18 protein-coding genes and 2 pseudogenes are annotated in these 24,034 nt (G+C 45.7%); 17 read left to right on the top strand and 3 right to left on the bottom strand.

The window, feature by feature from the left end:
* Positions 1 to 218: 218 nt before the first annotated feature.
* The 9 genes and pseudogenes from fucP to AC0IXI_RS17780 all read left to right on the top strand — a co-directional run bounded on the left by fucP (position 219) and on the right by AC0IXI_RS17780 (position 11,837).
* Positions 219 to 1,540 (top strand): annotated as a pseudogene (fucP, locus tag AC0IXI_RS17820) (L-fucose:H+ symporter permease).
* A 49-nt stretch (positions 1,541 to 1,589) separates the two neighbouring features.
* Positions 1,590 to 2,602 (top strand): annotated as a pseudogene (fucI, locus tag AC0IXI_RS17815) (L-fucose isomerase); the annotation flags it as partial.
* A 33-nt stretch (positions 2,603 to 2,635) separates the two neighbouring features.
* Positions 2,636 to 3,376 carry a hypothetical protein gene (locus tag AC0IXI_RS17810; RefSeq protein ID WP_471683248.1) on the top strand — a complete coding sequence of 247 codons (741 nt, stop codon included), beginning with the start codon at positions 2,636 to 2,638 and terminating at the stop codon, positions 3,374 to 3,376.
* Positions 3,377 to 3,464: 88 nt separating this feature from the next.
* The gene (gene fucK, locus AC0IXI_RS17805; protein ID WP_471682866.1) at positions 3,465 to 4,928 is read left to right on the top strand and encodes an L-fuculokinase; all 1,464 of its coding nucleotides are present in this window, start codon (positions 3,465 to 3,467) and stop codon (positions 4,926 to 4,928) included.
* Between the two features lie 2 nt (positions 4,929 to 4,930).
* On the top strand, positions 4,931 to 5,353 hold the full coding sequence (gene fucU / locus AC0IXI_RS17800) for an L-fucose mutarotase (RefSeq protein ID WP_413498005.1): 423 nt from the start codon (positions 4,931 to 4,933) through the stop codon (positions 5,351 to 5,353).
* Between the two features lie 65 nt (positions 5,354 to 5,418).
* Complete coding sequence (gene fucR, locus AC0IXI_RS17795; RefSeq protein ID WP_413498004.1) at positions 5,419 to 6,126, top strand: L-fucose operon activator; 708 nt, start codon at positions 5,419 to 5,421, stop codon at positions 6,124 to 6,126.
* 657 nt (positions 6,127 to 6,783) lie between these two features.
* Positions 6,784 to 8,913, top strand: coding sequence for an EAL domain-containing protein (locus tag AC0IXI_RS17790; protein WP_471682865.1), 2,130 nt, complete (start codon positions 6,784 to 6,786; stop codon positions 8,911 to 8,913).
* A gap of 67 nt (positions 8,914 to 8,980) precedes the next feature.
* Positions 8,981 to 11,191, top strand: a complete 2,211-nt coding sequence (locus AC0IXI_RS17785; RefSeq protein WP_413498002.1) for an EAL domain-containing protein — start codon at positions 8,981 to 8,983, stop codon at positions 11,189 to 11,191.
* Positions 11,192 to 11,501: 310 nt separating this feature from the next.
* Entirely contained in the window at positions 11,502 to 11,837 is a 336-nt protein-coding gene (locus AC0IXI_RS17780) for a helix-turn-helix domain-containing protein (RefSeq protein WP_471682864.1), read from the top strand.
* A 21-nt stretch (positions 11,838 to 11,858) separates the two neighbouring features.
* Here AC0IXI_RS17780 and AC0IXI_RS17775 read toward each other — a convergent pair whose 3' ends face one another.
* The 3 genes from AC0IXI_RS17775 to tnpB form a co-directional block, all read right to left on the bottom strand.
* Positions 11,859 to 12,527: a class I SAM-dependent methyltransferase gene (locus AC0IXI_RS17775; RefSeq protein ID WP_471682863.1), complete on the bottom strand. Its 669-nt coding sequence runs from the start codon at positions 12,525 to 12,527 to the stop codon at positions 11,859 to 11,861.
* A gap of 259 nt (positions 12,528 to 12,786) precedes the next feature.
* Positions 12,787 to 14,325 carry an IS66 family transposase gene (gene tnpC / locus AC0IXI_RS17770; RefSeq protein WP_471682862.1) on the bottom strand — a complete coding sequence of 513 codons (1,539 nt, stop codon included), beginning with the start codon at positions 14,323 to 14,325 and terminating at the stop codon, positions 12,787 to 12,789.
* Positions 14,326 to 14,374: 49 nt separating this feature from the next.
* A complete protein-coding gene (tnpB, locus tag AC0IXI_RS17765; protein WP_471683247.1) occupies positions 14,375 to 14,722 on the bottom strand; it encodes an IS66 family insertion sequence element accessory protein TnpB in 348 nt (115 codons plus the stop codon).
* Positions 14,723 to 15,098: 376 nt separating this feature from the next.
* Here tnpB and AC0IXI_RS17760 point away from each other — a divergent pair, with 376 nt between their 5' ends.
* From AC0IXI_RS17760 to AC0IXI_RS17725, 8 genes are all read left to right on the top strand, one after another.
* Positions 15,099 to 17,702 carry a sigma 54-interacting transcriptional regulator gene (locus AC0IXI_RS17760; RefSeq protein WP_471683246.1) on the top strand — a complete coding sequence of 868 codons (2,604 nt, stop codon included), beginning with the start codon at positions 15,099 to 15,101 and terminating at the stop codon, positions 17,700 to 17,702.
* Positions 17,703 to 17,882: 180 nt separating this feature from the next.
* On the top strand, positions 17,883 to 18,365 hold the full coding sequence (locus tag AC0IXI_RS17755) for a PTS sugar transporter subunit IIA (protein ID WP_471682861.1): 483 nt from the start codon (positions 17,883 to 17,885) through the stop codon (positions 18,363 to 18,365).
* Complete coding sequence (locus AC0IXI_RS17750) at positions 18,362 to 19,540, top strand: glycoside hydrolase family 88 protein (RefSeq protein WP_471682860.1); 1,179 nt, start codon at positions 18,362 to 18,364, stop codon at positions 19,538 to 19,540. The genes AC0IXI_RS17755 and AC0IXI_RS17750 overlap by 4 nt, the downstream gene beginning before the upstream one ends.
* A gap of 12 nt (positions 19,541 to 19,552) precedes the next feature.
* A complete protein-coding gene (locus tag AC0IXI_RS17745; RefSeq protein WP_471682859.1) occupies positions 19,553 to 20,050 on the top strand; it encodes a PTS sugar transporter subunit IIB in 498 nt (165 codons plus the stop codon).
* A 10-nt stretch (positions 20,051 to 20,060) separates the two neighbouring features.
* Positions 20,061 to 20,867, top strand: coding sequence for a PTS mannose/fructose/sorbose/N-acetylgalactosamine transporter subunit IIC (locus tag AC0IXI_RS17740; protein ID WP_471682858.1), 807 nt, complete (start codon positions 20,061 to 20,063; stop codon positions 20,865 to 20,867).
* Positions 20,860 to 21,702: a PTS system mannose/fructose/sorbose family transporter subunit IID gene (locus AC0IXI_RS17735; protein WP_287109695.1), complete on the top strand. Its 843-nt coding sequence runs from the start codon at positions 20,860 to 20,862 to the stop codon at positions 21,700 to 21,702. The genes AC0IXI_RS17740 and AC0IXI_RS17735 overlap by 8 nt, the downstream gene beginning before the upstream one ends.
* A 40-nt stretch (positions 21,703 to 21,742) precedes the next feature.
* The gene (locus tag AC0IXI_RS17730; RefSeq protein ID WP_471682857.1) at positions 21,743 to 22,816 is read left to right on the top strand and encodes a serine hydrolase domain-containing protein; all 1,074 of its coding nucleotides are present in this window, start codon (positions 21,743 to 21,745) and stop codon (positions 22,814 to 22,816) included.
* A gap of 213 nt (positions 22,817 to 23,029) precedes the next feature.
* Positions 23,030 to 23,851, top strand: coding sequence for an NAD(P)-dependent oxidoreductase (locus tag AC0IXI_RS17725; RefSeq protein WP_471682856.1), 822 nt, complete (start codon positions 23,030 to 23,032; stop codon positions 23,849 to 23,851).
* Positions 23,852 to 24,034: the final 183 nt, after the last annotated feature.

Here is a 24,034-nt window from a genome sequence, read left to right as displayed (position 1 = left end):
GGGCATATTAATTCTTTTACTGAAGTGATCATGCTCACACTTCACCTGCCAATAATGCTTAATGTGACTGAACTCATATTTTTAAGCGTTTTTTGTTTTAAGAATAGCTCCACTTACCGCACAAGTAGCATGATTGTCAGATTAGAAATTAGCTGACTGTATTGATTATGTTGCTGCGGAAATAAAAGCAGATGTACTTAATATTTAACGAGGGTGCTATGGGACAAGTTTCAATTCAGTCAGAGAGCTACTGCGTTGCCAGCCATGAGCGCAAAGGGAACTATGCCATTCCTTTTGCATTATTATGTTCACTCTTTTTCCTGTGGGCTGTAGCGAACAATCTTAACGATATTTTACTACCGCAGTTCCAACAGGCTTTTACGTTAACAAATTTCCAGGCTGGACTTATTCAGTCTTCATTTTATTTTGGCTACTTCCTTATTCCTATCCCAGCAGGGATATTGATGAAGAAGATGAGTTATAAAGCCGGTATTATTACTGGGTTGTTATTGTATGCCATCGGTGCAGCTTTATTTTGGCCTGCAGCGGAAGGCATGAGCTATTCATTGTTTTTAATCGGCTTGTTTATTATAGCCGCAGGCCTTGGTTGCCTGGAAACTGCAGCAAATCCGTTTGTTACTGTATTAGGTCCTGAGGAGTCAGGGCACTATAGAATTAACTTAGCCCAGACCTTTAACTCTTTCGGGGCTATTGTTGCCGTAGTATTTGGGCAGGGCCTAATTCTTTCCCACGTTCCACATCAATCAGATGATGTATTAAAGAGTATGACGCCTGAGCAGCTTGGTGCTTATAACCACAGCCTGGTGCTCGCCGTTCAGTCGCCCTACATGATAATCGTAGCGGTTGTATTAGTTGTGGCGCTGTTAATTGCGTTGACCAAGTTTCCTTCGATTCAAAGTGATTCCCATGACGACAGTAAAGAAGCAGGTTCAGTCATGGCTTCCATATCTCGCCTGCTGCGTATTCGCCACTGGCGTTGGGCTGTATTAGCTCAGTTTTGCTACGTCGGCGCACAAACAGCCTGTTGGAGTTACCTGATTCGTTACGCTATCGAAGAGTTACCGGGGACTACACCAGGGTTTGCCGCCAACTATCTTACCGCCACCATGGTCTGTTTCTTCATCGGACGCTTCAGTGGCACATGGTTAATCCGCCGCTATGCACCTTTTAAAGTCCTGGCAATCTATGCCTTCGTTTCCATGTTGCTGTGCATTATCTCCGCAGTGATGGGGGGCATCTTGGCCTGATAGCTCTGACCTTATGCAGCATGTTTATGTCCATTCAATATCCAACAATTTTCTCCTTAGGCATCAAGGGATTGGGACAGGATACCAAATATGGTTCATCCATTATCGTGATGACTATTGTCGGTGGCGGGATTGTCACACCGATTATGGGGTTCGTCAGTGATGCGGCGGGCAATATCCCGACTGCTGAAATCATCCCCGCGCTGTGCTTCGCCATTATTTTCATTTTCGCCAAATTCAGATCAAACGTAATGCCGCGTGTAACGGCTTAAGCAATTCAACCTTAATAAGTTCAATTTACTGATTAATTTGAGGAATAAAATGAACAGCCAACACCAGTCTAAAAATCTACCAAAAATTGGTATTCGCCCTGTGATTGATGGCCGCCGTATGGGGGTACGTGAATCACTGGAAGAGCAGACCATGAATATGGCGAAAGCCACGGCAGCACTGCTGAGCGAACAACTGCACCATGCCTGTGGTTCACCGGTTGAATGCATTATCGCTGATGGCTGCATCGCCGGAATGGCAGAGTCAGCAGCTTGTGACGACAAATTCAGTAAACAGAATGTTGGCCTTACCATTACTGTGACGCCTTGCTGGTGTTATGGCAGTGAAACCATCGATATGGACCCGTTCCGCCCGAAAGCTATCTGGGGGTTCAATGGTACAGAGCGACCGGGCGCAGTTTATCTGGCCGCGGCGTTAGCTGCCCACAGCCAAAAAGGGATCCCCGCGTTTTCAATCTACGGTCATGACGTACAAGATGGCGGCGATGAATCTATTCCTGCAGATGTACAAGAAAAATTGCTGCGTTTCGCCCGGGCAGGCCTTGCTGTGGCGAGTATTAAAGGCAAAAGCTATATGTCTCTGGGTGGCGTTTCAATGGGGATTGCCGGTTCCATTGTGGACCACAATTTCTTTGAATCCTGGCTTGGCATGAAAGTGCAGTCTGTTGATATGACTGAGCTACGTCGTCGTATGGATCAGAAAATTTATGATGAACAGGAACTAGAGCTGGCGCTGGCCTGGGCCGATAAAAACTTCCGCTATGGGCCGGATCTTAACACGGAACAATATCGCCGCTCCCCTGAAAGCAGCCGTCAGGTATTGCGTGAAAGCCTGCTGATGGCGATGTGTATCCGCGACATGATGCAGGAAATCCTGCGCTTGCACAAAAAGGTTTTGTTGAAGAATCCCTTGGATATAACGCCATCGCAGCCGGTTTCCAGGGGCAACGTCACTGGACGGATCAATACCCGAATGGTGATACCGCTGAAGCCTTGTTAAATAGCTCCTTTGACTGGAATGGGGTGCGCAAACCATATGTGCTTGCGACCGAAAATGACAGTCTGAACGGTGTGGCAATGTTGTTTGGCCATATGCTCACGGGCACAGCCCAGGTATTTGCTGACGTGCGTACTTACTGGTCACCAGAAGCGGTCAAACGCGTAACCGGTACCGATTTGACCGGGCATGCTGAGCACGGAATTATCCACTTAATTAACTCAGGTTCCGCAGCGCTTGATGGTTCATGCCGCCAGCTTGACGAGCAGGGCAAGCCAACCATGAAGCCGCATTGGAAAATCAGCAAGAAAGAGGCTGATGATTGCCTGCAAGCTACCGAATGGTGCCCGGCCATCCATGAATATTTCCGTGGCGGCGGTTATTCATCACGCTTCCTCACTCGCGGTGGCGTGGCATTCACGATGTCCCGTATCAATATTATTAAGGGCATTGGGCCGGTCTTGCAGATTGCAGAAGGCTGGAGCATTGAGCTACCAAAAGATGTGCACGACATTCTGGATAAGCGCACTAATGAAACATGGCCAACCACATGGTTTGCCCCACGCCTGACAGGCAAAGGCCCATTCACTGATGTTTACTCTGTGATGGCAAATTGGGGCGCGAATCACGGTGTTCTGACTATTGGCCACGTGGGTGCTGACCTTATTACCCTTGCGTCAATGCTGCGCATTCCAGTGTGTATGCATAACGTGGTGGACGGTGACATTTATCGCCCATCTTCATGGGGTGCTCATGGTATGGACGTGGAAGGCCAGGACTATCGCGCCTGCCAAAACTACGGGCCACTGTATAAAAAATAATGCTCCATGGGGCTGCTTATAACCAGGCCCCTTTGTCGCCTCCCTTTGTCTTGAGGGGGGCACATTTATACTTATCAAAGGAAGCATCATGAAGCGTGATGTGGTGATTGTTCTGGACTGTGGTGCCACTAACATCCGTGCCATTGCCGTGGATTCGCAAGGCAATGTGGTCGCGAAAGCGGCTTTACCTAATGTAAGCCTTGCAGCTGAAGAAAATGACCAATGGCACATTTGGTCGCTCGATGACATTTTGCAGCGCTTTTCTGACTGCTGTATGCAAATTATTCCGCAGCTCAAAGGCGATAAAATTCACGCATTGAGTGTCACAACGTTTGGTGTGGATGGCGCGCTAGTGGATGCCCAAGGGGAGCTCATTTATCCGATAATTAGTTGGAAATGCCCCCGCACGTCAGAAATTATGGAAAAAATTGACCGCTATATCACCCCCGGCGAGCTACAAACTATTTCGGGTATCGGTCAGTTCAGTTTTAACACGTTATATAAACTTATCTGGCTAAAAGAGAATCGCCCTGAGTTACTGGAAAAAGCGCACGCTTGGCTATTTATCTCTTCATTGATCAATCAGCGGCTAACCGGCGAATTCACGACAGACCGCACTATGGCGGGAACCAGCCAATTATTAGATGTTCGGCAGGAAATCTTCAGCAAGACTATTTTTCAGCGAACCGGCCTGCCGATAGAGCTGTTTCCACGTCTTGTCGCCGCAGGTGAACATATCGGCAATCTCTTACCTCATATGGCACAACGCCTTGGAATACCAGCGGGAACAGCGGTTATTTCAGCCGGGCATGATACCCAGTTTGCGTTGTTTGGTTCCGGCGCGGGGTTAGATCAGCCAGTGCTTTCATCAGGAACATGGGAAATCCTGATGGTACGCACCCCACAGGTTAACACCTCATTGCTGCCACGTTTTGCAGGTTCAACATGCGAGCTTGATAGCTGTTCTGGCTTGTTTAATCCCGGTTTGCAATGGCTGGCCTCCGGTGTTCTGGAATGGGTTCGTAAGCTGTATTGGCCGCATGGAACATTGCCTACTGTATATGAGCAGATGATTGCTGAAGCCAAAATGATCCCACCAGGCTGCGAAGGTTTACGTATGAACTGCCAACTTCTCGACAGGCGCGAGCAGGCAGGCTGGAGTGGTGTGCATCTGCATACAGAACGCGGGCATTTCTATCGCTCGGCGTTAGAGAGTCTTTCATGGCAGCTACAGCAAAATTTGATAGTGCTGGAAGATATCGGCGGTTTTAAAGCTAAAGAGTTGCTGCTGGTTGGGGGAGGGAGCCGAAATCTACTGTGGAACCAAATTAAAGCGGATGTCCTCAATCTACCTATCAAAGTATTACAAGATGCAGAAACGACCGTTCTGGGAGCAGCAATGTTTGCCTGGAGTGGTGTCGACTTTTACACCTCACCAGAACAAGCACGCCAGCAAGTTAACTATCGCTACCAGTCTTATTATCCAGGCAAGCAAAGCGCGCAATATCAAGACTTCGCTTGCCAGTGCTCCGAAGTATTTGAAGAGGTTTAACGATGTTAAAAACCATATCTCCATTAATTTCGCCTCAGCTACTTAAAACATTGGCTGAAATGGGCCACGGCGATGAAATCATTTTTTCAGATGCGCATTTTCCTGCCCATAGCATGGGCCCGAATGTTATCCGTGCCGATGGTTTAAAAGTGAGCGAGTTACTGGCCGCAATTATTCCGTTATTTGAACTCGATAGTTACGCGCCTCCGCTTGTCATGATGGCGGCAGTTGAAGGTGATAAATTAGACCCAAGTGTTGAAACTCGGTATTTGCAGGCTTTATTTGGTGATAAGCCGCAACATAAAGTCAGCCGTATTGATCGCTTCGCATTCTATGAACGAGCGCAGCAGGCATTTGCGATCGTCATCACAGGTGAGACCGCCAAATACGGGAATATTCTGTTAAAAAAAGGGGTTACGCCGTAGTCTCAGACTCCTTGTTTTGCCATGCGCCACCGGCGCATGGTTTTTTCAGGTAGAGGAGAGTGCTTGTGAAAACGGCGCGCCATGCGGCAATAGTAGAACTCATACGACAACATGAAACCCTAACAACTGAAGATCTCGCCGAGCTATTAAAGGTCAGTAAAGAAACCATCCGCCGTGATCTGAATGCACTACAGACGCAGGGAAAAATCATTCGCCAGCATGGGCGAGCTAAAAGCATCAAGCGCGACACTCATGACAGTGGAGACCCATTTAGCGCTCGCCTCAAAAGCCATTTTGCCAGCAAAGCCGACATTGCGCGCCAGACACTACCGTGGATTAGTGCTGGAATGACTATTGCGCTCGATGCGAGTTCAACATGTTGGTATCTGGCAAAACAACTCCCGGATATTGATATCACTGTTTTTACCAATAGTGTGCGTATTTGCCAGGAACTGGCAAAATGGGAAAATATACAGCTCATTAGTTCCGGTGGCTTGCTTCAACGTAAATATGCTTGTTATGTCAACCCTGCAATTATTTCCCAAGTTAAAGAACTGGATATCGATCTGTTTCTTTTTTCTTGTGAGGGAGTTGATAAGGATGGCGTGCTATGGGATTCCAATACTTACAATGCTGAATTTAAATCATTACTCATGAAGCGCGCGGCGCAGTCTTTATTACTTATCGACAAGAGTAAAATAAATAGAACCAGTGAAATAAAAATAGGCTGTGTGGAAGATGTTGTACTAGTTATTTCAAATCAAAATGCCTAGCACAACCACGGGCTGTTAAGACAATTAATGCGATAATCCTACAAAAAAAGCTTTGCTGCTCACCAGACCATGGGTTGTAAATTAATCTATTTTTACAATAAATTAATGCGAGCAACGTGAGTTGGCCTTTAAAACGCTGTCTTCATATAAAATAAACATATGTAACAAACACTTACATTGCTGTTCGTTTATTATCCGCTTATTTATTCTATCGTATCTCTTCTCGCGTAATATTTAGAAGTAAATATTCGAATTTAATTTTCCATAATTAAAGACACCACGCGAAATGCGTTAACATTTCCTTAAAACTTAATCATATAACTAAACAAATTGATAGGTTTTATCGATCTATTGTTGGCGAATGATCTATGAGACCTATTGATTAAATCTATCGAAATTAATTTATTGATCGTTTATATCGATCTGTGTTTATATATTAAGCATGCTAATGACTGCCTGACTAACACTGCACTAACAAGCGCGGTTGCGTTGCATCATAAGCGGCAAAATATATGCATCTTTCCGGCAACACTAACTGATAAGAAAATCTGATGAATTAGAACTCATACCAAAAATTCAACATTTGGAAATATTCAGAATTTTTATAAATATAGTTGTCAGCCAGGCAATAAATGTCCAAAAAAGAGTATTTTTGAGATGAGCACATGGTTTCAGAACACTTTTATTTATCAGCTTAATAACAGCAGGATTTTGTTATTTAATAACCGAATTATAAAATCTATTGTTGCAAGCTCTTTAGCCATTGTTCCCTTTGCCATCATCCGCGCACTACTTCTCATTAGCTCGATTATCTGTGATCAATTGGGGTGGGGGCGTTTTTCTGTACAGTTGTTCCAGCTACAAGAGACGCTTACAGACTTTATGCCAATCGCAATAAATGCCTTTATGGCTTTGCATTGGGCAATTCGTAATCGCTATTCAGTTATCCACTTTCTGACCATTAATTTTTGTAGCTTGCTATTTATTAGCCGAGTTATAAGTAATGACAAGCTTTTCTTCTTTGATATCACTGTTCCTTTAGCATTGCTTTCCGGCATCACTGTCAATTTTTTGCTGGAAAAGGCCATCGCTTTAGTCGATTCGATTCATTTCCTGAAAAGCAAAAGCCGGAAAACATCCGCTCTTTTCTTATGTTCTGTACTCATTATCTCCTTTGCCACATTGATTATTGGTGTGTTGGCCCATTCCCTATACCTTTTAGTTTTCCCAGTAATATCTCAAACGCTACTGCACTCTTACCCTGATAACTTCATCGATGGGTTGATTTATATTGTTCTACGCTGCATACCGTGGTTCTTTGGAATTCATGGGTATTTTATTTGTGCCGATATTGATGCTGGTTTTATTTCCGAAATGAATAGCAATATTGCTGCCTGGCATGCAGGGCAAGCACAGCTAAACATCATTAGCCCTGTTTTTTATAATATCTGGTGCACGATGGGCGGTACAGGAAACACTCTGGGAATGCTGCTATGTATACTGCTAAATAAAAAATCTCCCCACCGGCATATGCTTGGCTTATCGCTTCCTCTGTCACTGTTTAACGTGAACGAACCCTTGATTTTTGGGTTGCCGATAGTCATGAACCCCTTGCTGATTATCCCCTTTGTTCTGGTGCCAGCGGTGTCCTATACGTTAGCGTACACGGCAACTGTCTGGCATCTGGTACCGCCGGTTTCTGAAGCGGTAAACTGGAGCGTTCCACCTATTTTGAGCACCTGGCTTGCCACTGGGGGGTCGGTCTCCGCCATTATACTGAATATCGTTATTATTGGCGTAAGCGCAGTTATCTACACACCATTTGTCAGAAAATGGTCTATTAGCAAACTAAAAACCCCTGAGCTGAATTTATTTTTACCACCGACAAATTTAGACCTGGTTCCTGGGCATACGCTTCAGTCCGAAGAAAAATCTTATCTGGATGCACTGAGCAAGGTGCAACATTTACAATCGAGTGGTCATTTCATTCTTTATTTTCAGCCTCAGGTACGGATTTCCGACCGTCGAATTATTGGGGTAGAGGCATTAATCCGCCATCAGGGTGAAGATGGGAAAATTACGCCACCTATTTTCCTACAATACTATGATCGCCTCAAAGCGATGGCAGATATAGATTTTTGGGTTATCGAGCAATCTGTTAATTATCTACATCATCATCTTCAAGAATTTAATGAAATGACTCTGTCGGTCAATATCTCGGCGCAGACACTGCTAGATAAGAGATTATTTAAAGTCATATCCCAAGTGCTGGATAAACCTTTGCCTCCAGGCTGGACTCTTGAGATGGAAATCACAGAGTCGCAAGCTGTTATCGACCCGGTCAATGTGGCCTCGGTGCTGACAAAATTAAAATCAATGGGGATTCGTATTGCTCTCGATGATTTTGGGGCGGGGTACTCAACACTGAATTATCTGACACGATATCCACTCGACAAGATAAAGCTTGATCGTTCACTTGTGCAGGGGCTAGCTGAAAATGGTGGGCTGCAGTTTTTAAAACAAGTAACCAGACTGTGCCGACTCACGCACTGCAATCTTGTTATTGAAGGTGTTGAAACTGAAGATGAGCTGCGCCAGGTTCTTATTGAAGGGATTGAAACAGACCAGGAACTTGCCCAGGTCTGTTCAGTTGGTATCGAACTGGCACAAGGGTTCCTTTTCTGGCGTCCATTACCAGTTGAAAAATTATGCCAGGTCCTGAAAGAAAATCATCATTGCTCTAATAATGTTTCAACCTATGAAAAGGAGCTGCAATTAACATCATGATGTTAAAGCGGGGCTTAATCTCACACGGATGTTTTTTTGTACATATTGAAAGATGGAAAGTTGTGTAATGCAAATAAGTACAGAAACCAGAAATACGACTAAATGCATGATTGAAGCTTGTTTCTTGTTGTTTCTGTTTCATTACGTTTTTAGTCTACTAATGAGTAGTGCTGAAGTAGGTGGATATGCTCTGACATTTTATGATCTCAGGCTACCATTGTTTACTGCGCTACTGGTTTTATATGGTGTCAGAGCCATGCCGGCACTCGGACTGCTTTTTATCTACAGCTTAAACACGCAATCCGTATTGCAAAACCTCACTGTTTACTCACAGTTATTGGCCGCTTCAATCAGTTGTCTGATATATTTTATATCTGTTGGAAGCAAAGGTGCAGTTAGTTTCGGGCGGTACAAATTAACATTTCATCGTATCGGTTGGTTGGTTGTTTTTAACTCTGTAGTGTTTGAGTTTGTCCATCAGTTAATGTTGTTTTTATTCCATTTTGATGAGGTTTTATATGGTGATTTTTTTAGCACCAAAAACTTGATTAACATTCAGTGGATGATGACATCTTGCCTTACTGGTGTACCATTCTGTTATCTTATTCTTAGATGTATCAGCAATACCGCATGGTGTTCGCGTTACCTTAATGAACAAAAGAAAATAATATTTTCAGGTTCGCGAGTAGTCTATCGGGTAATATGGTTATGCTCTCTCATTGGTATCATGTATTGCTTACTATCTACTAAGCATATATTTTTATTATTTACAGGGTATGGTTTGTTATTGCTTCTCCCGATAATGGTCTGGGGAACAGTAACTATTGGTCATTCATTTATTGTTCCCATCTGGAGCGCTATTTTAATTCTGCTCGGATTCCACAGCGATGGTTATATACAATATAATTACGCCATCAGTGAACTTGAAATCCTTGAACCTTTGGCAACTGCCTCTGCCACAATATTAGTTGTGTCCTTCTCTTTAGTTTTATCTGGAGTGCTGGTTTCAAGTAATCGCTCATATATAAAAAAGATAACCAGACTCATGCTAACGGAGTATTATACTGGCTTGCCGAATGTTTATGCGCTCAAGAGATCTCTTGTTGAATATCCAGGGGCAGGGCTCGCTTTAATTCACTGCCCTGAGCTTTGGTCTTTGACTCAAACGCATGGCCTTAGCATTAGATTTATGTTCGTTAAGTCATTGACCGCCTATCTTCTTCCTCATCTCCAGGATAATGAAGATATATATTATCAACCAGGTTACGGGCTTTATATACGACTGGGCACACCTGATAAAGAGCATATTCACAACATCTATTCTTTAGTTAAAGCATACCGTTTCTCGTACGGCAAAAATACATTTGGCATTAATTCTGGTCTGACTTATATGTTGAGCTTGCCAGAAAAATATAATTTATTGATGATTGTTGGAAAGTTGTCTGCTGTCGCCGCGGATTCTATAAATAGTGAAGTTCCGGTGATGGTGACTTGGGATGACAACGAATGTTTGACTGTGGCAAGCAATATAACGAGTAATGACAATATCAGGAGTGAGCTGCAAAGTGCTGTTGATAACCAGTCGTTTGTGCTTATGGCTCAACCTATAATCTCATCGCATACAGATTCATACTATCATGAAGTACTGATCCGTATCAGAAACAAAAATGGAAAGCTGTTATTTCCTGACGCTTTTCTACCTATTGCAGCGCAAGCAGGTATCCTTGCTCAGTTAGATATGACTGTTATTGAACAAACATTCAGATTTATACAGTCACTTGATGAATCAAAATCTGAAAGTAAATTTAGTATTAATTTAGCCCCGCGGACGCTTCATCATATCTATTTTATTGACCATTTGACGGTGCTATTCAAGAAGTATGAAATATCACCGGACAGAATTATTTTTGAAATTGTCGAAACGGACATTATTGATACTAAAGTAGCCGCTTTAAAGCTTGAAAAGATGCGCAGTCTTGGTTGCAAAATAGCTATTGATGACTTTGGTACCGGTTGCTCTAGCTATTCTCGCTTGGAAGAAATAGAAGCTGATATTCTTAAGATAGATGGTTCATTTATCCGCAAGATTCTTCATGATGACTTAAATCACTTTTTAGTTAGATCTTTCTGCACCGTTGCTAAAATCAAGAAAATGCAGGTCGTTGCAGAATTTGTTGAAAATGAAGAGATCAGGCAAGAGCTAATAAGAATAGGTGTAGATTGGTTACAGGGATACCACACGGGTAAGCCTGTGCCGATTGAAGAAGTAATACTTTAAATTAATCCAGAAGGTATTAATAGGGCACTTATGATATGAACAGTCGAACGGATGTCGCGCGCTCAGTAAAAGTAGTCGGTGAAGAGGTAGAAAAATGTAAACATGCATTTTTTGCAGTTAGAAAAAGGGGCAGCACGTAGAGCTCATTCAAGATAATCAGGTCGCATTCCTTAAATCTGGCGTTGTAACCATTCATCGTATTGAAGATGGGCTACTGACTAACTCTATTAAAGCGCCCGCAGTTATTGGGCTTGGGCATATACATGATATTGGGCTGACACATTTCATTCAGTGTAAAAGTGAATGTTCTATGTGGATACTTGATTCGAATATTGCTTTTGACTTATTTACAGAGAAAAACTTGTGGCAAGATGCTTTCTTTATAATTAGAAGCTATTTATATATTTGCATGCCTAAAGGAAAACTAATTCATAAATCATCAGCCAGGGAAATCGTTATTGAACATTTGAAGGAAATTTGGGCTTTAGATGAACCAGAAAGACACACAACTTCTGTGTACAATTTTATTCTATCCAGAAATAATATATCGAGGAGTGCCGTTCAGAAGGTTGTAAGAGAGTTAGAAGGCTCAGGAGATATAAAATTTTACCGCGGGAAATTGATTGAGTTGAATGAGATGGCTTGAGCTTACAACACATTATCATTTCTATGATGGCTTACAACAAATAGTGGCATGATCCCACCATGGATTATGATTCAGGTCGGTGTAAATAATCGAGAATCCCTGCTTGCTGATCTCTTCTTCCAGCAATGTAAGAGGCTTTAAGGTTCTCCATGGCTGGCCATTCCTCATTAAATGATAATTATCGGCATCAAAATCTCGTAAATCCTCAGGTTTTTTCGGTTTCCCAGCCATAGTACTGATAACAACCGTACCTTCTGGTTTTATCAGACGTCTTATTTCTGCAAGACACAACTCACGCTGTGGACCAATAAGGCAATGCAAGCAACTTCCATCAAAAATAACATCATATGAAGCTGCTTCCAGCTGCTTAAGATGGCAGACATCGCCCTGGGTAAAATGCCCTTTAAGCCCAAGTGTCAAAAATCGCTCTATCGCCCACTCAATTGCAGTTTGTGAAATATCAACACCGGATACTTCGTAGCCACGCTCTGCCATATATTGAGAAGACATTGCACCATTTCCACAGCCTAATTCCAGAAATGAAGCTCCGGGGGAGGGGAGAATACTACGTTGTTTTAATTCTTGCAGAATGACAGCTAATTGTTGATGTGCTCGCTTATAACCTTCACCAGCCCACGCCTGCGCACCATTGTGCTTTAATAGTCGATATTGCTCTTCATAGATATTCATCTTAACCACCGTTTTTCCAATTAAAAACAGGATACGCAGTCGGTACTATCCCTAAATCGGCACTCTGTGTACAACGGTGATCCCTTGAAATTTGATCTGGATTGCTCGGGTTGCGAATAGTCTGAGAAGGGGGACTTTGGGAGGATAAGAAAGCTAATCCTATCGACCGTATCTGAAAGAAGGTTCTAGTAGTGCAATTGTAAGCATCCCCGTAATCCATGCGTAAGCGTCCAGCGAGAACCGTATTGACGGGGATGTGTTATTCAGTTGGCAGCTCTACGCGCCAGGGGAGCAGTTCACTGACCCGATTGACCGGCCAGTCAGCTATGACTTCAAGCACATGGCGAAGGTAGCTTTCCGGATCCACGTCGTTCAGTCTGCACGTCCCGATCAGGCTGTACAGCAGTGCTCCCCGCTCACCACCATGGTCAGAACCGAAGAACAACCAGTTTTTACGGCCCAGACTGACCATCCGCAGGGCATTTTCAGCGATGTTGTTATCTGCTTCCGCCCAGCCATCTTCTGTATAGTACGTCAGCGCCGGCCACTGGTTCAGGGCGTATGCGAACGCCTTCGCCAGCTCCGAGTGTCGCGACAGCGTTTTCATCTTTTCACGCAGCCAGCTTTCCAGTGTTTTCAGTAGCGGCTTCGTTTTCAGCTGACGTTCAGCAAGGCGCTGTTCTGCCGGTATTCCCTTTATCCCCACCTCAACAGCATACAGTTCGCCGATACGTTTCAGGGCTTCTTCCGTCAGGGCTGACGGGGTGCGAACGTGCACATCATGGATTTTACGGCGGGCGTGAGCCCAGCAGGCGGCTTCCGTTATCCCGCCATTGCGGTACAGCTCGTTGAACCCGGCATACGCATCCGCCTGAAGCACTCCGCTGAAGCCCGCAAGATGGGTCTGCGGGTGGATGCCTTTTCTGTCCGGGCTGTAAGCGAACCACACGGCTGGCGGTAATGCTGAGCCCGCATTGCGGTCATCACGAACGTATGTCCACAGCCGCCCGGTTTTCGTCTTTTTATTGCCCGGCAACAGCACCGGCACTGGCGTGTCATCGGCGTGGAGCTTGCCGTCGGTCAGCACATAGCTTCGAAGCGCCTCTTCAAGCGGTGACAGCAGCCGGCAACATGCATCCACCCACCCCGACAGGAGTGAGCGCCTCAGTTCCACACCCTGGCGGCCGTATATTTCCGACTGACGGTACAGCGGCGTGTGCTCTGCATACTTTGAGGTCAGGACCCGGGCGAGCAGCCCGGGTCCTGCTATACCCCGCTCGATGGGCCGCGAAGGCGCGGGGGCCTGCACGATGGCATCGCACTGAGTACAGGCATGCTTTTCACGTACAGTCCGGATAACCCGGAAGGCGCTGCGCATCAGTTCCAGCTGTTCGGTGGTATCTTCGCCCAGATAGCTCAGTACACCGCCGCAGTCCGGGCAGCATACCTCTGCCGGCAGCAACCGCTTTTCATCGCGGGGGAGTGATTCGGGGAACGGTTTACGGGTGCGGGTCTGACGCAGCGGGCGCTGCACTTTCGGGTCATCCACCCGACCGGTCAGCGTATCACTTTCCTTCTGCAGCCGGTTCAGGTCGGCTTCCATCTGTGCGATACGGCGGGAGACCTTTTCGGAACGACTGCCGAAGTTCATCCTGCGAAGCTTATCCAGTTGCGCCTGCAGATAGTCTATTTCGCGCTCCCGGTTGCTCAGCTTTTCCTGCAGGGCGTGGATCAACGCTTCCTGTTCAGCCAGGCGCTTTTTCAGCAGAGGGATGTCGTCAGAAGAGGTGTCGTTCATAAGCCCGCATTTTACCAGGCTTATTCTGCGACAACCAGGATAAAGAGGCCTACAGCATGGTCAGGGATGTCAGCAACCGTTTAGGTTGTCGCCAGTCGATGCCTTCCATCAGCATCGCCAACTGCGCGGGCGTCAGGAACACTTTGCCATCACGGGCCGACGGCCAGGCGAAGCGGCCGCGTTCAAGTCGTTTCGTCAGCAGACACAGACCATCGCCGGTGGACCAGAGCAGTTTGACCTGACTGCCACTGCGTCCCCGGAAGATAAAGACGTGCCCCGACATCGGGTCATCTTTCAGCGCCGCCTGCACTTTTGCAGCCAGGCCGTTGAAGCCATTTCTCATGTCGGTAATACCGGCAACCAGCCAGATTTTGGTCCCTGAAGGTAGCACCATCACCATACCGGAGATCGTCATTGTAAACGGCAATGGTTGGTACATTGGGATAACTTAATGGGGAAGTACGCAGCTTTTAATAGGAAATCGGTTTTTAGCCAGGGAATATATGTTCCCTGGCTAAAAACCACAGTGTCTAATTAATAACATGCTTATTACATAGTCACGGCAGTACTCAATTCATCATTCTTTTCTGCATGTCCCTTGCTTTACACTCTGGAAGCCGCATCAATAACGAGAACAAGATCACATAAATATCAAAATGGCATTTCATTTTTTTATTGAGGCGTACAATGCTCAGTGTCTAATTGATTTTTCAGTGTCTAGTATTTATTTTTTTAGACACTATTTTCTACTCTACACGCAGGTCTTTGAAAATATGGCACTGTCGGCTAAAGAAAAGCTGTTTAACAAAATTATCACTCATTATTCTTCCAGTTCATCAGGATTTACAGCTCACGACTGCGCAGATTTTATGCAGGTTAATCGTAGTGTCGTAAGCCATTATCTGAATAGGTTATGTGATGATGGACGGTTGAAGAAAGAAAATACCCGCCCGGTACGTTTTTATGTGCTCAGTGATATTCAAAGAACCGGGCCGTCACGAGCGGTCGCCGCAAAGAAACTGGATGCGTTTCAGCAACTGATTGGTGTAAACGGCAGCCTTGCTGAAGCTGTAGCACTATGTCGTTCAGCAGTGGACTATCCTGGAGGAGGGTTGCCCGTACTTCTGGCAGGGGAAAGCGGTGTGGGGAAAAGCTACTTAGCCACGCTGTTTCACCAATATGCGCGCGAAAGAAAAGTTATCGCTATGGATAAACCTTTCGTGGAACTCAACTGTGCTGATTACGCAAACAACCCTGAGTTACTTTCAGCTACGTTATTTGGGTATACACGTGGCGCATTTACCGGGGCTGACCGCGAAAAACAGGGTGTATTTGATGATGCAAATGGCGGCATTCTATTTCTTGATGAAGTCCACCGTTTATCGGCGGAGAATCAGGAAAAATTATTTCTGTTTATGGATAAGGGGTATTTTTATCGTCTTGGTGATAGTCGAACTCAACATCCAGCCTCTATACGGTTTATATTCGCCACCACTGAAAATATCGACACGGTTTTACTGAATACATTTCGCAGACGTATTCCGGTCCGTTTGACTATTCCCAATTATATCTCCCGCCCTCTGACCGAGCGCATCGCACAGATAACCTGTTTCTTACATAAAGAAGCGCTCAGTTTGCAGCGCGATATTTATTTCGATACACAACTAATGCACCAGCTAGCCACTTCCCCCGTACGCGGAAATGTGGGTGAGTTAAAAAATCAAATCAAAGTAATGTGCGCCACTGCCTGGAGTGATACGCCTCATGGCGAGATTATTACGCTGCAAGGGATGAATTCGGGAGGAGAATTGCTGGTGGTTTCATCCTCGCCAGGTGCGGAAGCGCTGGATATCGGATCCCTTTTACCTAAAGCCATGCGCGATGATGTCATTTTCCGGGATTTCTGTCACAGCGGAAACGTAATGCTACTGAACCGTAAGATGGAGCAACTGCTGACTACGATAAATGGCACGCTTTTACCTGACGCATTGTACAGCGGCTATACCTGGCAAAAAACAATGCAGGCAATTAATGAACTGGAAAGCCTGAGCGGCATTGAATTTAATTCTGAAATCAGGAAAACGGTTTGGTTGTGCCTGAGCTATGCATTGAATGCTCATCAGGAAGAAGAATCGCTGAATGAACTGAAAAGCATTTCCGAATATGTTTCAGGTAAAGCAATCTTACTTGCGGAAGCGTGTATCAGCCAGTTGGTCAAACACATCTCTCAGCAGCAACTTGCGTTATTACATCCATTGCTAAGTTGTGCATTTCACACACTGGCCGGTGAGGACGATCCTATTCAGGGAATTATCGTATCACATGGCCGTTCCACTGCTTCCAGCATAGCGGGCATTGCGAACCAACTAACTGGTGGTTATTATTTTAAAGCATTCGACATGCCAAATTCGACCTCCACGCGTCAGATTATCGATTTGTTGATAGCGCATGTTTCCCGCCTGAAACAAGGTGCGGGGCTGATTATTTTGGTCGACATGGGCTCACTCAAAGAAATATACGAAGAGATTAAGCTGCATCTGCATGGCGAATTGCTGGTCATTAACAATGTATCTACCATGATGGCACTGGATATCGCATCTAAAATTCAGGGGCGCCTGTCAATAGAGGAAATTATTGAGAGTGCGCGCGGCGCATACGAAGTAGAAACTCGCTACTATGCTGGGGTATTACCCGGTAATAAAATAATTATCTCCTGTATTTCTGGCGAAGGGATTTCCCGCAAATTAAAAGATATTGTTCAGCGCTATCAGGGGCAGATGGATATCGATGTCATCACCATGGAATATGACGATTTAAAATGGAAAATCACGCATGCCGACCCCGCGCTTAACGGCACACGGCTTATCATCACCACAACTGAACTTGAGGCCGGCTACATTCCTCTGCTCAGTGTCGAACAGCTGATTAAAGAAAAAACACAGGTACTGAAACGTGATTATTTTAACGGTCTGCTTCCGGAAGACGCACTTGAACCGATGGTGGAAGAGATAGTAAAACTGTTTACAGTTGAAGGGATCGCCAGCCGGTTAAGTTTCCTGAATCCTGTCGTCATCATTAATGAAGTTGAAGCCGTCATTAAACAGTATGAAGGTTTTTATAAGATTCATTTTGAGAGCTATCTGCGAATTAATCTGTTTATGCACATTGCCCTGATGATTGAACGGGTGATGGTGAACAATGGTGTACGTCACCGGGAAGAAGTGGAATTAACACTTCAGCAGCAGGCATTTGTCGCTGTACATGATACTTTTTTCCAGGCTCTGAACCGCAAATACCGTATTACCCTGCCCCTTACCGAAATCCTCATGATATTTGAAATTATGGAACCGTGGATTTCGACTGATGAATTCATCTGACTATTCCGGCCTGTCGGGCTCACTAACAGGCCACGTCGACACTACTCTATTCCGCTGTTTTCAACACTATCCGCTGTGTCTTAAATTGCCTTTTATTCATTTTAAATCAAATAGATAAAATAATGGCACGAAGAATGCATAAACAGATAAAGCTAAATTAATTTTTTAAAGGAACGCGTAATGCGAGAGATGTATATCGCTACTCATGGCCAGTATGCCGAAGGCATTGTTTCAGGTCTGAATTTGTTGATTGGCGAGGCTCATGGTGTCACTCCAATCTGTGCTTATTGCGGTGAGATTGGTTCTACAGCGGAACTGGCAGTTTACTTTGAAGACATTGCTCAACAGGCAGCAGACAGGGGTAATGAACTGGTGTTGTTTACCGATATGGCCGGTGGCAGCGTCAACAATACGGCCGTACAGATGATGGTCAAATATCCCCATGCTCATGTGATAAGCGGCGCAAATCTAATTATGTTGATGGAGTTTTGCATGTCTGAACACACGGATACAGCACAGCGACTGACAGATGCGATTGATGCAGCCACTAACGCGATGCAGTACATGAATACTCTGCCAGAAATTATCTCGGCTCGTCAGGCGATGCCATCAAGTGTCCGCAATGATAGTGATGATTTCTTTTCTGGGGAGAACAGTCTGTGACGATAACCCTCGAGAAACTTGATACCCGCTATTCGATACAACAGGTAGAAATGAGCAAAGCCTGGCTGAATGAAGCCATTTCTGAAGTACTGGTAAAAATCGATGCCATGCTGCCACGCTTCATGTCGACGTTCCCTGCGGCCAGTGCGAAAGGCGACATATACCCGGCGGTGGAAAAAGTCGACTGGACTGAAGGTTTCTGGACCGGAATGTTGTGGCTGGCCTGGGAAGTGACAGGTGAAAAAAAATACCGGGATGTGGCGGAATCACTGCTCGACAGTTTTGAAGAGCGACTGGATAAAAACATTAAAGTCGACACGCACGATCTTGGTTTTCTCTATCTGCTTTCCTGTGTGAATGCCTGGCAATTGACAGGGAATGTTCGCGCTCGCGGTTTGGCATTGCGAGCCGCTGAACTGCTCTATCAACGTTTTAATACCACTGCCGGTGTGATTCAGGCGTGGGGTGATTTAAAGGACCCTGCCCGACAGGGTCGCATGATCATTGATTGCAATCTTAACGTTCCGCTACTGTTCTGGGCGGCGGATGAGACGGGTAACACCCACTATCGTGAAGCGGCCACACGTCATTTGACACAGGCTGCTCGCTATCTGGTTAGGGAAGATGCCTCCACATTTCACACCTACTATATGGACATTCATACCGGTCAGCCGCTTCGTGGAGATACTCACCAGGGATTCAGTAATTCATCATGCTGGGCGCGTGGCCAGGCATGGGGTATTTACGGATTCGCTTTAAGTTTTAATCATACCGGCGATGCCTCTCAACCTGAGCTATCACGCAGATTATCCCATTACTTCCTCAACCGTTTACCGGACGATTACGTCTGTTACTGGGATTTGATTTTCACAAAACAGGACAACGCCTACCGCGATACTTCAGCAGCGGCTATCGCTGCCTGCGGGTTGGCTGAACTGTTAAAAGTCTTGCCCCTGACCGACCCAATGCGTCCAGCCTATAACAATGCAATTGCACTCATGATGCATAACCTGCGCGCACATTACTTTGCACATCAGCAAGACGGCCTGCTGCGAGAAGGTGTTTATAACTTTGGCCGCAATATGGGGATCAACGAACCCAATTTATGGGGCGATTATTTTTATTTCGAAGCCCTTGTTCGTCTTTCCCGCATCTGGACCCCTTATTTCTGTTAACCGGAGCTACACATGATTTCTTTAGTTCGAATTGATGATCGTCTTATCCATGGCCAGGTGGCTGTTGTCTGGACAAAACACCTGGGTGTCAACCGCATTCTGGTCGCGAACGATCAGATAGTGAATAACGAGGTGCAGAAGATGTCTTTGCGTATGGCGGCACCGGACACAGCCAAATGCGCCATTATGGCCGTAAAAGATGCAGGTGAGGTGCTCAATGACCCGCGTTCTGAAAGCATGAAGATCATGGTCATCGTCAACAATGCCGCTGATGCCCGCCGTCTTGTTGAGCAGGTTCCCGCAATAAAAACGCTCAATGTGGCTAACTTCGGGCGTATCACCGATAACCTGTCCGCCAAAAAACGCATCAGTGACACCGTCTATGTGACTCCTGAAGATGTATCTGATTTCAAGGCGATAGCGGAGCGTGGCGTCGGTGTTGAATATCAGGTTCTTCCTTCTCATCCAGTTAAAAACCTGATTGAGATGCTGGAAAACTCAGCTCGTTAAGGAGAATGCCATGTTAACGTCAGCTTTACTTGTTGCGCTGGTGATGTTCCTGGTGAAAACCGCAGATCACACGCTGGGACAGCCTCTGATTGAACGTCCATTAATCTGCGGAGCCCTCGTTGGGCTTGTGCTCGGTGATTTACAGCAGGGGATCATTATCGGCGCCTCACTGGAATTGATTTTTCTCGGCACCATTACCATCGGCGGCTCTGTTCCGGCGGACCTGGCTGTTGGGTCAGTGTTGGCAACAGCATTCACCATTCTGACTCACGCAGAACCTGCCGTCGCAGTCGCTCTGGCATTACCTATAAGTTTGCTGGCCGTCTTTGTCTACCAGGTGCTGAAGCTGGTTTATACCGCGCTGGTTGAGAAATACGATGCGCTGCTTGAGGAAGGACGTGACCGGGCAGCACTAGGTTTGACTCTCGGAATGACCTTTTTCTATGGGATTCCGTTCGCGTTAATTGCCTTCTTCGGCATCCTGTTTGGTACAGATGTGATCCGCAGCCTGGTGGAAAGTATACCTCCGACTGTAATGCGAGGTATGACGGCCGTTGGCGGTATTTTACCCGCGTTAGGTTTTGCTATCCTATTGAAAGCATTGTGGAATCGTAACATCGCCGCGTTCTTCTTCATTGGCTTTGCGATGGCTGCATATCTGCAGTTGCCAATAATGGGTATCGCAATAATTGCAGGCTCAGTAGCGGTCTACCTCTGCTTCAATGAATTCAATCAACTTAAAACTAACAGACAAGCCGCGACTACAGCAGCAACGCCTGCGTCGGCTGATGATAAGGATGGGTTCTTCAATGACTGATATCCATATGAAACATGTCAGTACATACAGCGATGATAAAAGTGAAAAGAAACTGTTTCGTCAGCTGTTTATTCGCCAGTTTCCTTTGCTGGGTTCGATGAACTTCACCCGCATGGAAGGGCTAAGCTACGGCTGGGCGTTAGCGCCGATGTTGAAAAAAATCTATGCTGGTGACCCGCATCGTTATCTGGAAGCGTTGAAACGAAACAGTCAGTTTTTTAACACTAACCAGCATATTGCCCCGTTCATCATGGGTCTGACGCTCTCTATGGAAAAAGAGAATGCGGCCAACCCTAATTTTGATACCTCAAGTATCAACGGGATTAAAGTAGCGTTAATGGGGCCATTTGCCGGCGTGGGCGACTCCTTCTTCTATGGCGTACTGCGTATCATCGCGACAGGCATTGCAATTGGTCTGGCCTCGCAGGGTAACCCCCTTGGCCCGTTGCTGTTCCTGCTGATTTATAACATCCCGAGCTACCTGCTTCGCTATTACGGTGGTGTGATGGGGTACCGACTCGGCTCGAAGTACATCGCAGAAGCCACCCAGTCAGGGTTACTCAGCTGCATAACTAAGGCCTCGTCAATTATGGGGCTTATGATGGTCGGCGCGATGAGCGCAAGTATGGTGAAATTCACCACCACCTTCAAAACAACCATTGCCGGGCAGCCGTTTGTTTTGCAGGAAATTCTCGACAAAATATGTGTTGGTCTAATTCCTCTGGCGTTGGTCCTGCTGTGTCTGAAACTGCTCAACAAAAAAGTCAGCCCTAATAGGGTGTTGATTATGCTGATTGCGATTGGTTTTGGTGCTGCCGGGATCGGTATTATTTAATCCACATCCCCTCGCAAGAGGGGATTATTTTAGGATAGCTATGAAGAATATCTTAATCGGCTGCACGCTTTGTTTGGCATTCAGCGGACAAAATGCTCTGGCAAAAGAGTCCTCTTTGGCGGGAGTAGATCAACAGATTACAAGCTGGGTCGAAAAAGGATATTACCCGGGGGCTGCCGTCATTATCGTCAAGGATGATAAAACAGTATTTGAAAAATATTATGGCGGCTATACCGCACAAACAGAGGTGCATATCGCCTCCACCGGAAAATGGCTTGCTGCCGCCACTATTGCCTCAATGGTAGATGACGGAGTGCTTTCATGGGATGATCCTGTTAGCAAATGGCTACCGGAATTTACTGATGAAAAAGGGCGCGCTACTCTGCGCCAGCTATTGTCACACACATCAGGCTACCCTGATTACCAACCCGCAGACAAACCTGAAGATCACTATCAGTCCTTAGCGGAATCCGTCGCACACATCCATCCGCTCAAAAGTGTCAGCAAAGCTGGCGAGACCTTCAATTACGGTGGCCTGGCAATGCAGGTGGCCGGGCGAATGGCTGAAGTGGCTAGCGGTAAATCATGGAATACGCTGTTCTATCAACGTATCGCCAAACCACTGGGAATGACGCATACGGCCTTCACGCCCGTCAGTTCGGAACAGGGGTTCAGCCCCATGTTGGCTGGCGGAGCGCGTACTACACTTGCCGACTATCAACGTTTCCTGAAGATGATCGCCCAAGATGGTCAGTATCAGAATAAACAAATATTAAGCGCTTCAGCGATTGCCTTTATGCAAAGCGATCAGATTCGTCAGGCCCAGATCGCACCCGGCGAGGTTAATCGCTATGTCCAGACGGTTCGGGGAAGCAACCGCCATGATATCTATGGCCTTGGCGAATGGCGGGAAGAGGTTGATCTGTATGAGGCCCCGACATTGATCAGCAGTCCAGGCTGGGCCGGAACCTATGCCTGGATAGATAAAACGAATCAGAGCTATGGGTTGATACTTGCCAAAGTGAATCTGTCAGTGGCTCAGCCAGCCGGTTTTAATAGTTTCTACGCAGGCCCTTCCCTCATTTCTGTTATTCGTGCTGCTCTGAACAAATAAATCTCTCCTTGGGATACCATATCCCCAGGTTATTCAGCATATAAGAACCCAGTAATATTTAAGGTAACGCTATGGCCTGGTATGCCGCTGCTTTCTCAAAACAACCTAAAAAGTTTTCTCAGGTATATTCTCCCGCTGTACTTAAGAGTATTTCGGAATTATGCGCATTTTTTCCTGATTTAATCACACCGGATAATATTTCCCGGTATCGAAATGAACTACAGAACGTCGAGGCTATTTTTCCACATGGGAATGATAAACTTTACTGAGGCGCAATTAGATGCGATGCCAAAATTAAAAATCGTATTTTATGCTGCTGGAAAAACAGATTATTTTTCAGGACCGCTGTTAGCCAGAGGTATAAAAATAGTCAGCGCCTGGATGGCAAATGCTATCCAGGTCGCTGAATTTTGTCTCGCGCAAATTTTACTGGGGTGCAAAGGTTATTTCAGAAATCAGCGAGAATATACTGGCTCTGACAAATTTGAATCACTGGCAAATCATCACCCGGCCCCAGGTGTTTACAATGAACGAGTGGCATTAATCGGTGCCGGAGCTATCTCTCAAACATTACAGCATTTGTTACAACCATTTAATCTTGATGTCATGGTGGTTCCTTCCCGCAGTGCAAAACGTCTTATTTCCCTTGAACAGGAATTTTCCCACGCATATGTTATCAGTAATCATCTTCCTGACCGGGAAGATAATATTGGTATTCTTGATGGTGATCTTTTCCGTCGCATGCGTCCAGGCGCCGTATTTATTAATACAGGAAGAGGGTCACAGGTTAACGAAGAGGAACTTATTACCGTATTACAGGAGCGACCGGATCTAACCGCAGTACTGGACGTCACTAAACCCGAGCCACCAGCAGCCTGTTCGCCGCTGTATACTTTACCGAATGTAAGGTTATCCAGCCATATTGCCGGTGCTCTGAATAATGAAACGCGTCGCCTCGCAGATTGCGTATTTGAAGAATTTCAACGCTGGTCAAGAGGTGAACCGTTACTGTACGAAATTTCTCGCAAGATGTGATGAATACCCTGAATAGTGTTTATATTCACCTCTCAAACGATATTAATACCAACCTTTCAAGCTAAGTGTCTAAATACTTTTGCACACTTACGCATAACTCCATGTAATTATTTAATTTTATTTTTTGGCACAGGAATTGCTTTGTTAATTATGTCTTTTTTCACATCAAAATATTAACAAAAA

This window comes from Buttiauxella sp. AC038 (assembly GCF_979253565.1).
This window is presented reverse-complemented; position numbering and strand designations above follow the sequence as displayed.